Here is an 11,994-nt window from a genome sequence, read left to right on the forward strand (position 1 = left end):
CATGGACGACGTGCGCCGCACCCACTCGCCGCGGCCGCCCGTAGCCCCGCGGCCCCGCCTGCTCACCGCCCTGCTCGCCGTCGTCGTCCTCACCGGTACCACCGCCGCCTCCTGCGGCGACGAGAAGTCCACCGTCGCGCTGGCCCCGGCCGGCCGGTCGGCGGTCGCCGAGGTGATCGACGCCCCGGCCACCGTCACCGCCCGGGCCGCCGCCACCCTGACCGCGCCCGCCGACGGCACCCTGGCCAGCCTGCGGGTCCAGCCCGGCCAGCGGGTGACCCGCGGTCAGGTGCTCGCCGTGGTCGCCTCCCCCGAGGCCCAGCAGCGGCTCCGGCAGGCCCGTGACGCCCTCCGGGCCGCCGACCGGGCCGGCCGGGGCGTCGGCACGGGCGACCTCACCGGCCGCCGGCGCGGCACCGACAAGGCCGCCGACGAGGCGTTCGACACCGCCCGGGACGCCGCCGGGAAGATCGCCGATCCGAAGGTCCGCGACGCCCTGCTGGCCCAGGTCACCTCCGCCCAGCAGCAGTACGCCGCCGCGGCGCGCACCGCCGACCAGGCGGTCCGGTCGGTGCAGCGCGGCGTGGCCGGGCTGAACTCCGCCGTCGGCGCGCTCTCGGCCGCGCAGCGCCTCCAGGCCCGCCAGGCGTACGACCTGGCCCGGGCGACCGTCGACGCGCTGACCCTGCGCGCCCCGATCGGCGGCGTGGTGCAGCCCGGCGGCACCCCCGCCGGCGGCGGGACGGATCTCGCCGGGCTGCTCGGCGCCTCCGGCGGGCAGCTGCCCGCCGGGCTCGGCCCGTCGGCGCTCACCCCGTCCCGGTCCGGTCCGCCAGCCGGCGTGGACGACGCGATCCCGGTCGGCGGTCGGGTCACCGCCGGCACCCCCGTCCTGACCATCGTGGACACCGGGGCGTTGGGGCTGTTCGCCGAGGTGGACGAGACCGACGTGCTGCTGGTCCGCGCCGGCCTGACCGGCACCGTCGAGCTGGACGCGGTCACCGGGGCCAGCTACGCCGCCACGGTCCGCTCGGTCGACGTGCTCCCCACCAGCTCGGCCCGGGGCGGCGTCAGCTACCGGGTACGGCTCGCCCTGGGCGCCGGTCGACTCGGCGAGGGGGAGCCGGCCCCGGCCCCCCGCCCCGGCATGAACGCCGTGGTCCACCTGCGGGTACGCGAGGCGGCCGACGCGGTCGCCGTACCGGCGTCGGCGGTCTTCTCCGCCGACGGCCGGGACGCCGTCTGGCTGGTCCGGGACGGCAAGGCCGACCAGGTGCCGGTCACCGTGGGCGTCCAGGGGCAGGACCTGGTGCAGATCCTCGACGGGGTGTCGGCCGGTGACCGGGTGGTGGTACGCGGCGCCGACCAGGTCCGCGACGGCCAGGAGGTCGGGTGACGCCGGCGATCGAGGCGGTGGACGTCTCCCGGACGTACCAGCTCGACGGCGTCTCGGTGCCCGCGCTGCGCGGGGTGTCGCTGACCGTCCAGCCCGGCGACTACGTGGCGCTGGTCGGGCCCTCGGGCTCGGGCAAGTCCACCCTGATGCACCTGCTGGGCGGGCTGGACCGGCCGACCGGCGGCCGGCTGGTCATCGGCGGGCGGGACGTCGCCAGCCTCTCCCCGCCGGAGATGGCCACCCTGCGCAACGAGACCATCGGCTTCGTCTTCCAGGCGTTCCACCTGCTACCGCGTACCTCGGCGGTGGAGAACGTGGCGTTGCCCCTGGTCTACCGGGGGGTGGCCGCCCGGCAGCGCCGGGAGCGGGCGGCGGCGGTGCTGGGCCGGGTCGGCCTGGGGCACCGGCTGGGCCACCGTCCGAACCAGATGTCCGGCGGCGAGCAGCAGCGGGTGGCGATCGCCCGCGCGCTGGTCACCGACCCGACGGTGCTCCTCGCCGACGAGCCGACCGGCAACCTGGACACCGCGACCGGCCAGGCGGTGCTGGCCCTGCTGGAGCGGCTGAACGCCGAGTCGGGGGTGGCGCTGGTGATGGTGACCCACGACAACGAGGTGGCGGCCCGGGCCCGGCGGCGGATCGCCATGCGGGACGGGGTGGTGGTCTCCGACAGCGCCCATGATCGACCGCCGTTCGGGGCCGGGGAGGCACCTGACACACTGGATGGCGCTCCCAGCGCGGAGCCCCGGTCCGCGTCCGGAAGCGGCCCGGGGCACCCGTCCGGTGGCTCCGGTGGGCCCGCCGGAGCCACCGGACGCCTTCCGCACGACATCGGCGGTGCGTCGTGAGGCTGGCCGAGGCGTGGCGGGTGGCGCTGGACGCGCTGCGGGCCAACCGGATGCGCAGCGCGCTGACCATGCTCGGCGTGATCATCGGGGTGGCCTCGGTGGTGCTCCTGGTCGCCATCGGCACCGGCACCAAGCAGCAGGTGGAGCAGCAGGTCGAGGGGCTCGGCTCCAACCTGCTGCTGGTCGTACCGGGGAAGATCGACGTGGGAACCGCGCCGGTGGTCTCCCCGCTGACCCTGCGGGACGTGGACGCGGTCACCCGGGTGGTCGGCGATCCCGGCCGGGTCGCCGTGACGGTGACCTCCGGCGCGACCGCCCGGGCCGGCAACCGGTCCGACTTCACCACCGTGCAGGGTGTGCTGGAGACGACCCCGGCGGTCTTCACCCGCTCGCTCGCCCGGGGCCGCTACCTCACCGGCGCGGACGTCGACACCAGCCGGCGGGTCGCGGTGCTCGGCACGTCGGTGGCCCGGGCGCTCTTTCCCGACCGGGATCCGCTCGGCCAGCAGGTGTCGCTGGCCGGGGTGCGGTTCCGGGTGATCGGCGTGTTCGCGCCGCTGGGGCAGAGCCTGGGCGTGGACCGGGACGACGAGGTGCACGTGCCGGTCACCGCCGCGCAGCGGCTCTGGGGCACCCAGCGGGTGGACGGCATCGCGGTCAAGGCCCCGGACCGGGAGCGGATCGGGGAACTCGGCGACCGGATCGTCGCCGAGCTGGGCCGCCGGCACCCGGACACCGAGTTCAGCGCGGTCACCCAGCAGCAGATCCTCGGCGTGCTCGGCGACATCCTCGGCGTGCTCACCGGGGTGCTGGCCGCCATCGCCGGGATCTCCCTGCTGGTCGGCGGGGTGGGGGTCTCCAACATCATGCTGGTCTCGGTACGGGAGCGGACCCGGGAGATCGGCCTGCGCAAGGCGGTCGGCGCCCGCCCCCGGGACATCGGGGTGCAGTTCCTGCTGGAGGCGGTGCTGCTCACCTCGATCGGCGGGCTGACCGGAATGGCGCTCGGCGTGGGCACCGCGCTGCTGGTCGATGCGTTCTCGCCGATCCCGGCGGCGATCACCTGGTGGTCGCTGGCGCTGGCCTTCGGGGTCTCGGCGGCGGTGGGCATCGTCTTCGGGGTGGTCCCCGCGCAGCGGGCCGGCAGACTCGACCCGGTGGTCGCGCTGCGCGCCGAGTGAGGGCGGTGGCACCGGTCCCGGCAACGGGACGTCGGGCGCGGGCAGGCACAAAACCCCTGCTCACGGTCGGGTGAACCGCCGGTCAATCATGATCAGTTGTACGAAGGGATCGCGCCGGTCACAGCGGCCCCGCTACCGTACTGGTAACACGCGCGTTGCCGGCCCGGGTGGGACCACCCGTCGGGTGGCTCGCGCCGGGCATGGGATGGGTCGGGTGAGCCATGGCCGGGTCACAGTCCGACGGTCGGCTGTCGGATGTCAAGTTCCTGACCGTCGCCGAGGTGGCGTCGGTCATGCGGGTGTCGAAGATGACGGTCTACCGTCTGGTGCACAGCGGTGAGCTCACCGCCGTCCGGGTCGGCCGCTCCTTCCGGGTGCCCGAGCACGCGGTGCACGACTATCTCCGGGGCGCCTTTCAGGAATCCGCCTGACCCGTCCCCCGACGACCTGCGGAGTACGACGTAACGGGCATCGACGGGGGCGCGTTGGTCCTGCTGATGCTCTCCGGCTACCCTGGAGCCGACCGTGACCGCTCGCCGGTGCGCCCCACTGCCACCAGGCTGGTCCGGTCCGTTGTCCGCAAGCGGTCACCGGCGTCACCGCAGTGACGCCGCCCGTCCGCCCCGCACGTTCCATTGAAAGGCTGTCGTATGGGCTCGGTGGTCAAGAAGCGCCGCAAGCGCATGGCTAAGAAGAAGCACCGCAAGCTGCTGCGCAAGACCCGCGTCCAGCGTCGCCGTCTCGGCAAGTGACCGATGCCGGGCTACGGCCCGGCAGCCGGTACCACTTGCCAACTGTCGACCCTCGGAGGCTCAGGTGATCAGGCCGCGGACATCCCGGCTCGGTCCCTCCTGCCGGTCAGGGCGTGCGCGATGACCCCCGGTGGCACCTCAGGTGCTCCGGGGGTCGTCGTCGTGACCGGGGTCGGTCGCTACCTCGGCGCGCACGTCGCCGCCCGGCTCGCCGCCGACCCGCGGATCGAGCGGGTGATCGGGGTGGACCCCACCACCCCCGGCCCCGAGGTCACCGACCTGCTCGACCGGGTCGAGCGGATCCGGCTCGACCTCGGCTCGCTCGGCGGCCTCCTCGCCGACCTCGACGTCGACGCCGTCGTCCACCTCGCCCTGGTCAGCGCCCCCGACCCGCAGCACGGCGGCCGGGCGGCGATGAAGGACCAGAACGTCATCGGCACCATGCAGCTGCTCGCCGCCTGCCAGCGCGCCCCCCGGCTGCGCAAGCTGGTGGTCCGCTCCTCGACCGCCGCGTACGGCGCGTCGTTCCGCGACCCGGCCGTGTTCACCGAGGAGACCGAACCGCGCGAGGTGCCGCGCGGCGGTTTCGGCCGCGACATCCTCGACATCGAGGGGTACGTCCGCGGCTTCCGCCGCCGGCGCCCCGACGTCACCGCCACCGTGCTGCGCTTCGCGCCGTTCATCGGCTCGACCGCCGACACCACGCTCACCCGCTACTTCTCCCAGCCGGTGGTGCCCACCGTCTTCGGGCGCGACCCGCGGTTGCAGTTCGTGCACTTCGACGACGCGCTCGAGGTGCTGCACCGGTCGATCGCCGAGGACCACCCGGGGACGTACAACGTGGCCGGTCCGGGCGTGCTCTCCCTCTCCCAGGCGATCCGCCGGGCCGGCCGGGTGGCGATGCCGGTGCTGGAACCGGGCCTCTCCGGGGCCGCCGCGGTCGCCCGCAACCTCGGCTTCGGCCGGTACGGCCTGGACCAGGTCGACCTCTTCGTGCACGGCCGGGTGGTCGACACCAGCCGGCTCGAGCGGGAGTACGGCTTCACCCCGCGCTCCACCGCCGCCGCGTTCGAGGACTTCATCCGCGCCCACCACGGAGGCGTGGTGGTCAGCCGGGACAATCTCGCCGCCGCGGAGCAGTTGGTGCTGGAGAGCATCCGGCAGGTCCGCACGGCCGTTCGGGAGCGCTCGTCGTGACCACCGAAGGACCCGACAGTGGCGCTGACGGCCGGTACGACGTACCCCTGAGCGTGGCAGGACCGGACGCGGAGCCGGTGCGGCGCAACGGACACCGGCGCCGGACGGCCGCCGCCGCGAAACCCGCCGTCGACCCGGCGGCGCAGGACGAGCCGGACACCGCCGCGGCCGACGAGCCGGACACCGCCGCGGCCGACGAGCCGGTGGCGACGCCGACGGCCGGCGACCTTCCGGCCCTGCCGGACGGGGCGGCGGTGGCGGACCGGCCCGGTGACCACTGGGACCGCAAGGTCGCCTCCGGCCTGGCGTTCCTGCGCCGGCGGCTCTCCGGCGACTACGAGGTCGACGAGTTCGGCTTCGACCCGGACCTCACCGGCTCGGTCTTCCACCCGCTGCTGCGGATGCTCTACCGGGACTGGTTCCGCACCGAGGTCAGCGGGCTGGAGAACGTGCCCACCGACGGGGCCGGCCTGGTGGTCGGCAACCACTCCGGCACGGTCGCGCTCGACGCGCTGATCCTCTCCACCGCCCTGCACGACCAGCACCCCGAGCACCGCTACCTGCGGCTGCTCGGCGCCGACCTGGTGTTCCGGATGCCGGTGGTCTCCGAGATCGCCCGCAAGACCGGCGGCACGGTGGCCTGCAACCCGGACGCGGAACGGCTGCTCGGTAACGGCGAGCTGGTCGGGGTCTTCCCGGAGGGCTTCAAGGGCGTCGGCAAGCTCTACTCCGACCGCTACAAGCTGCAACGCTTCGGCCGGGGTGGCTTCGTCTCGGCGGCGCTGCGCACCGGTACGCCGATCGTGCCGGTCGCCATCGTCGGGGGCGAGGAGATCTACCCGATGCTCGCCGACGTCAAGCCGCTCGCCCGGCTGCTCAAGCTGCCGTACTTCCCGGTCACGCCGACGTTTCCGTGGCTGGGACCGCTCGGCATGGTGCCGCTGCCGAGCAAGTGGCTGATCGAGTTCTGCCCGCCGATCCCGACGGCCCACCTGACCGACTCGGCGGACGACCCGCTGGTCGTGTTCAACCTGGCCGACCAGGTCCGGGAGACCATCCAGCACACCCTGCACAAGCTGCTGGAACGCCGCCCCGACCCGTTCGGCCCCTGACCTACGGGGTCAGAGCGCGCGGCGGCGGCGGTGCGCGGCCAGGCCCGCGGTGACCGCGCCGGCCAGCAGCCCGGCCGCGGCGGTCGACGGTACGGCGATCTTGGCGGCCCGCCGGCCGGTACGGAAGTCGCGGACCTCCCAGCCCCGCTCCCGGGCCCGGCGCAGCAACGTGCCGTCCGGGTTGATCGCCACCGCCCGGCCGACCGCCGAGAGCATCGGCAGGTCGTTGGCCGAGTCGCTGTAGGCCGCGCAGCGGGACAGGTCGAGCCCCTCGACCGCGGCGAGCTGGGTGACCGCCTCCGCCTTCGCCGGCCCGTGCATCAGGTCGCCCACCAGCCGCCCGGTGTACGCGCCGTCGACCACCTCGGCGACGGTGCCGACCGCGCCGGTCAGGCCCAGCCGGGTGGCGATCACCCGACCGATCTCCACCGGGGCGGCGCTGACCAGCCAGACCCGCTCGCCCGCGTCGAGGTGCCGCTGGGCGAGGCGGCGGGTGCCGGCCCAGATCCGCGGGGCCATCAGCTCGTCGAAGATCTCCTCGGCGAGCAGCTCCACCTCGTTCACCCGCCAGCCCTGGATGAAGGCCAGCGCGGCCTCCTTGGCCTGCGACATGTCGCCGGCGTGCTCGGTGGCCAGCAGCCGGAACCGGGCCTGCTGCCAGGCGAACCGGGCCAGGTCACCGGTGGTGAAGTACTTCCGGGCGGCGAGCCCGCGGGCGAACCAGTAGATCGACGCGCCCTGCATCATCGTGTTGTCCACGTCGAAGAAGGCCGCCGCGGTCGGATCCGGCTCGACCGGGGTGGGCGGCGGCCGTTCCGCCTCCGCCCAACCGGCGGTGTGCCCGTGGACGTCGGTGCTGACCGTGACCTTGCGGGTGCGGGCCATGGCACCTCCCTCCGGTGGACCTGCCGCGCTGCCTACATCCCCGAGCCTAGTCGGGTGGTCGCGCGGGGTGATCGGCTGAAGGGAGAAGTGTGGCGGACTGCTCGCCGGGTCAGCGGTCGCCGGGGCAGGCGGCCGGGGCCGGGCCCAGCGCGTCGCTGCCGACCGGCCTGGGCAGCTCGCAGGCGATGGCGGCGCGCAGCCCGTCCGAACGCCTGCGGATCGCGTCGAGCAGGGCGAGGGACCGCCGGGTCCGGTCCCGCTCGGCGCGGCCGGCCCCGTCGAGCAGCCCGGTGACCGCCCCTCGCTGGCCGGTGACGAAGGTGTTCACCGCGTCCAGGCCGGCCGGGTCGGAACGCTCGACCGCGGTGGTGGTCAGCAGGCGTACGCCCTGGCGGGTGTCGGCGTCCATGTCGTCCAGCACCGCGCTGAAACCGGCCGGGTCGCCGTGCAGCGTGGCGGCCTCGTCGAGCCGGGTGCGGGCGAAGTCGAGGAAGAGCTGGCCCCGGCTCAGGTCCGAGCTGGCGAGCGCGAGCTGGGCCCGCTCGGTGGAGCGCTTCATGCCGTACAGCGCGTCACCGGGGACCGCGTTCTCGCTGGCGGCGGAGATGCCGGAGAGCGCGACCGCGCCGGCCGTGATGCCGACCAGGATGGCGCCCCGGGCCCGGGCCCGACGTGCGGTCGCCCCGCCCAGCAGCGGCGTACGCGAAGCGGTTGCGGCGGGCTGCGCCGCGGACTCCGTGGCGCCGGCGGTGCCCATCCCCTCCCGTACCGCCGTGGCCACGAGCATCGCCCGCAGCCCGCTGCGGAACTCGGGGTCCACCTGGACGTCCGGCCGTTCGGCGGTGAGCTGACGGCCGATCGCGACGAGGGCGACGAGCTGGTCGTCGGTCCGGGACCGGGCGTGATGGCGTCGCCCGCCGTTTGCCTCGTCGAGAAGCTGGGCGAAGCGTGTGGCCCGCCGACGGGAGAAGAGGTCACTGTCCACCGCAGGCACCCCCTCTCGCTGGTCACGGCCGATCGGCCGCGGTGGTTCCCGGCGACCGGTGGCAGTGGGACTCCGACGGGCGGCATGCGGTGACCACCCGTGCTGACCGGACCGGGTGGCCCGGGGGACGCCGGACAACCACTGGTCGCACCCGGAGAAACGGTTCGCGACGGGTGCCGGTTACGGGGGCGGCGGAGGCGAAATCACGAAGCGTGATCGCCGTCACTGGACGTGCGGTATCCTCGCCGGCCCGCCGCCGGCTGCACGAAGGCGCCCGATCAGGGCTGGAAGCCGTCCGGAAGCAGCCGGGCCAGGGCTCGCACCGCGCGGTACTGGAGGGCCTTGATGGCCCCCTCGTTCTTGCCCATCGCGCGGGCGGTCTCGGCCACCGAGAAGCCCTGGAGGAAGCGGAGCACGATGCACTCCTGCTGCTCCGGGTTGAGCTGCTTGACGGCGGTGAGCAGGGCGACGTTGGTGATGTGCTCCACCACCGCCGCCTCCGGGCTGCCCTCCGGCCCGCGGTCCTCGCGGTCGGCGTCGAGCACGTCGCCGGTGGTCACCTCCAGCCGGTAGCGACCGGACTTGAAGTGGTCGGCGACCAGGTTGCGGGCGATGGTGACCAGCCAGGCGCCGAGGTCGCGGCCCTGCCAGGTGAAGCTGCCGATCCGCTTGAGCGCCCGGAGGAAGGTGTCCGAGGTCAGGTCCTCGGCGAGCTGCCGGTTGCCGACCCGGAAGTAGACGAAGCGGAAGACGGTGTCGACGTACCGGTCGTAGATCAGACCGAACGCCTCGGCCTCGCCGGCCTGCGCCCGCTCCACCAGCCCCCAGACCTCGGTCGCCGGGTCGGACGGGTCGGGTCGGCTGGGGTAGCCGGTGGCGGGCGTGACGGAGGCCGGGACCGCGGGAAGCACGGCGGTGTCGCCGGCCGGCACCGCGGGGAGCACGGCGGTCTCGGTGCTCGACGGGTCGGTGACCGGGGCCGGTTCGCCGGCCCGCCGGCTCTGCGCCGGCATGGTCGGGCGGGTCGGTGACGCCACCCGGCCGGCCGGCGCGGCGTTGCCGCCGGGTACCAGCGGGCGGGTCGGGGCCTCGTTGTGGTGCGGTCGTTGGTGGACCCGACGCCCGGCGCTGTCGGAGCGGCCGGCGTCCAGCCGCTCGTTGACAGAGCTGCGGGGCGCCGGACCGGTCAGACCGGCGGGCCGCTCGGCGTAGCCGAAGGTGGTCACCGTGCCTCCCCGCTACGCTCCGCGGCCGGGTACGCGTGGCGACGCAGGGTCGCCGGTGCGTCCGGTCTGCCTCGGGCGGGCAGGGCCGCGCGGGGGTGTGCCGACGTGCGGCAGATCCCCATGAGGTGCTGGTCCAATGCGCTCACAGGCACGGGGGCCTCCTCGGGCTGAGGGGTGTCGACTCACGGCAAATGGGGTGAGCCGACCCGAGTGATGATAGGGCCAACGTCACCCGCGTGTGGCAAGTCCGTTACACAGGGCAGAAGTATTTCCCTCGAGGTCGCACAGATGGCGGACCCGTTGTCCGTCGTGTGCGGTTGACATTCACGTCGGGACTTGATCCCGAGTGGAAAGTCCGAGAAGGTAGCGAATTGTTCCCGCGTTCGGCGTGTCGGGGACGGGGCGGGCCGGTTGCGCCCGGGCGCGGGCATGGTCCGTGGGGGTCCTGCTGTGCCAGACTCAGCCACCGTGCAGGATGCCGCCGACCTCGCCGCGCCCACCCTCGCCGACCGGCTCCGCCGGGCGGCCGCCGACCGGGGCGACCACCCGGCGCTGCACTGGCGGGAGGTGACCCTCACCTGGTCCGAACTGGACTCCCGGGTGACCGCCGTCGCGCACGCCCTGGCCCGGATCGCCGCCGGGGACGGTGACCCGCCGGCCCGGGTGGCCATCGCGCTGCCGAACTCGCCCGACTTCGTGGTCGGCTACCTCGCCGCGCTCCGCGCCGGGCTGGTCGCGGTGCCGGTCAACCCGGGCCTCACCGCCCGCGAGCTGCGGCACGTGCTGACCGACTCCGGGGCGCGGGTGCTGATCTGCACGACGGCGGTCCGCGACCGGGTCGCCGGGTTCGCCGCCGACCTGCCGGAGCTCACCGCCGTGCACACCGAACTGCCGACCACCGAGCCGCCGGCCGCCGAGCCGCCGGCCGCCGAGCCGCCGGCCACTGAGCCGCCCGGCGGCGACGGGTCCGCCGAGACCCCGGCGGGGGCGGCGTTCCCGGCCCGGGGCGGTGAGGACCTGGCCGTACTGCTCTACACCTCGGGCACCGAGGGCTGGCCCAAGGGGGCGATGCTGCCGCACCGGGCGCTCGCCGCCAACCACGAGCAGGTCGGCCGGATCGACCCGCCGGTGGTCGGCCCGGACGACACCGTGCTGCTCGCCCTGCCGCTGTTCCACGCGTACGGGTTGAACTCGGGGCTCGGAGCGGTCGTCCACCACGGCGCGACCGGGGTGCTCGTCGACGAGCCCGGCCCGACCTGCGCGCTCGACGAGATCGCCCGGCACCGGGTCAGCGTGCTGGTCGGCGTACCGTCGATGTTCCTGGCCTGGTCCACGGCGGACGCCGACGCGGTCGTCGCGGCGATGACCGCGGTCCGGGTCGCGGTCTGCGGCGCGGCGCCGCTCGACCTGGCCACCGCGGCGCGCTTCACCGAGGTCACCGGGCATCCGGTGCACGTCGGGTACGGCCTGACCGAGACCGCGCCGGTGCTCACCTCCACCCTGGTCGGCGGGGAGCCGAAGCCGGGCTCGATCGGCCGGCCGCTGCCCGGCGTGGAGCTGCGGCTGGTCGGCGCGGACGGAGCCGAGCTGTGGCGGGACGGCGTCGCCGCGGCGGCGGACGAGGACGCGGACGACCCCTACCTGGCGGACTCCTCGCCCGGGACCGACCCCGGGGAGATCGTGGTCCGCGGGGCCAACCTCTTCACCGGCTACTGGCCGGACGGCCGGGGCGGCCCGGACGCCGACGGCTGGTGGGCGACCGGGGACGTCGGGTACGCCGACGACGACGGTGACCTCTTCCTGGTCGACCGGCTGGGCGAGCTGATCCTGGTCAACGGCTTCAACGTCTACCCGCACGAGGTCGAGCTGGTGCTGGACGCGCACCCGGGGGTGGCCGGCTCGGCCGTCCTCGGTGTGCCGCACCCGCGAACGGGTGAGACTGTCCGGGCGTACGTGGTGCCGGCGCCCGGGCGTCCGGTCACCGACGAGGAGCTGCTCGGCCACTGCGCGCGTAACCTGGCCCGGTTCAAGTGCCCGACCGCCGTCGAGTTCGTCGACGAGCTGCCGTACTCGGCGATCGGCAAGGTACGCAAGACGTCTCTGCGGTCGATCCCGGCCGCCCGCCCGACGGAGGTGCCCGATGTCCACTGACGCCCGGCTCGCCCTGATCACCCGCCCCGGTTGCCACCTCTGCGACGACGCCAAGGCGGCGCTGGACCGGGTGGTGGCGGTCACCGGCGACCGGTGGGTGGAGAAGGACGTCACCGGTGACGTGGAGCTGGAACGCGAGTACGGCGACCGGCTGCCGGTGGTGCTGCTCGACGGCAAGGAGCACGGCTACTGGCGGGTGGAGGAGGAGCGGCTGCTGCGGGACCTGACCACCCCGCAGTTGTGACCGGGCCTTATCGTGCT

Annotated in this window: 12 protein-coding genes; 9 read left to right on the top strand and 3 right to left on the bottom strand. The window is 74.7% G+C overall.

Features of this window, described 5'->3' with window-relative positions; genetic code table 11:
* Position 1 precedes the first annotated feature (1 nt).
* The 7 genes from V6U81_RS09965 (at position 2) to V6U81_RS09995 (ending at position 6,486) form a co-directional block, all read left to right on the top strand.
* On the top strand, positions 2-1,396 hold the full coding sequence (locus V6U81_RS09965) for an efflux RND transporter periplasmic adaptor subunit (RefSeq protein ID WP_334487051.1): 1,395 nt from the start codon (positions 2-4) through the stop codon (positions 1,394-1,396).
* Positions 1,393-2,244: an ABC transporter ATP-binding protein gene (locus tag V6U81_RS09970; protein ID WP_334487052.1), complete on the top strand. Its 852-nt coding sequence runs from the start codon at positions 1,393-1,395 to the stop codon at positions 2,242-2,244. Before V6U81_RS09965 ends, V6U81_RS09970 begins: the two co-directional genes overlap by 4 nt.
* Positions 2,241-3,425, top strand: coding sequence for an ABC transporter permease (locus V6U81_RS09975; RefSeq protein ID WP_334487055.1), 1,185 nt, complete (start codon positions 2,241-2,243; stop codon positions 3,423-3,425). The genes V6U81_RS09970 and V6U81_RS09975 overlap by 4 nt, the downstream gene beginning before the upstream one ends.
* Before the next feature lie 221 nt (positions 3,426-3,646).
* Complete coding sequence (locus tag V6U81_RS09980) at positions 3,647-3,856, top strand: helix-turn-helix domain-containing protein (RefSeq protein ID WP_334487057.1); 210 nt, start codon at positions 3,647-3,649, stop codon at positions 3,854-3,856.
* A 219-nt stretch (positions 3,857-4,075) separates the two neighbouring features.
* On the top strand, positions 4,076-4,177 hold the full coding sequence (locus V6U81_RS09985; protein WP_007465623.1) for a 30S ribosomal protein bS22: 102 nt from the start codon (positions 4,076-4,078) through the stop codon (positions 4,175-4,177).
* A 120-nt stretch (positions 4,178-4,297) separates the two neighbouring features.
* Positions 4,298-5,374, top strand: coding sequence for an NAD-dependent epimerase/dehydratase family protein (locus V6U81_RS09990; RefSeq protein ID WP_334487059.1), 1,077 nt, complete (start codon positions 4,298-4,300; stop codon positions 5,372-5,374).
* Between the two features lie 236 nt (positions 5,375-5,610).
* On the top strand, positions 5,611-6,486 hold the full coding sequence (locus V6U81_RS09995; RefSeq protein WP_334487169.1) for a lysophospholipid acyltransferase family protein: 876 nt from the start codon (positions 5,611-5,613) through the stop codon (positions 6,484-6,486).
* Between the two features lie 9 nt (positions 6,487-6,495).
* Here V6U81_RS09995 and V6U81_RS10000 read toward each other — a convergent pair whose 3' ends face one another.
* The 3 genes from V6U81_RS10000 to V6U81_RS10010 all read right to left on the bottom strand — a co-directional run bounded on the left by V6U81_RS10000 (position 6,496) and on the right by V6U81_RS10010 (position 9,582).
* Positions 6,496-7,371: an HAD family hydrolase gene (locus V6U81_RS10000; protein WP_334487062.1), complete on the bottom strand. Its 876-nt coding sequence runs from the start codon at positions 7,369-7,371 to the stop codon at positions 6,496-6,498.
* Between the two features lie 109 nt (positions 7,372-7,480).
* Positions 7,481-8,356, bottom strand: coding sequence for a DUF5667 domain-containing protein (locus V6U81_RS10005; protein ID WP_334487064.1), 876 nt, complete (start codon positions 8,354-8,356; stop codon positions 7,481-7,483).
* A 278-nt stretch (positions 8,357-8,634) separates the two neighbouring features.
* The gene (locus tag V6U81_RS10010; protein WP_334487067.1) at positions 8,635-9,582 is read right to left on the bottom strand and encodes an ECF subfamily RNA polymerase sigma factor, BldN family; all 948 of its coding nucleotides are present in this window, start codon (positions 9,580-9,582) and stop codon (positions 8,635-8,637) included.
* 429 nt (positions 9,583-10,011) lie between these two features.
* On the opposite strand from V6U81_RS10010, the gene V6U81_RS10015 reads away from it, so the two are divergent.
* Together V6U81_RS10015 and V6U81_RS10020 are read left to right on the top strand one after the other, a co-directional pair.
* Entirely contained in the window at positions 10,012-11,733 is a 1,722-nt protein-coding gene (locus V6U81_RS10015; protein WP_334487070.1) for an AMP-binding protein, read from the top strand.
* Positions 11,723-11,977 (top strand): glutaredoxin family protein, encoded by a 255-nt coding sequence (locus V6U81_RS10020; protein ID WP_334487073.1) that lies wholly within the window; start codon positions 11,723-11,725, stop codon positions 11,975-11,977. Before V6U81_RS10015 ends, V6U81_RS10020 begins: the two co-directional genes overlap by 11 nt.
* The last annotated feature ends 17 nt before the right edge of the window (positions 11,978-11,994 follow it).

This window comes from Micromonospora lacuserhaii (genome assembly GCF_036902735.1).
GTDB lineage: Bacteria > Actinomycetota > Actinomycetes > Mycobacteriales > Micromonosporaceae > Micromonospora.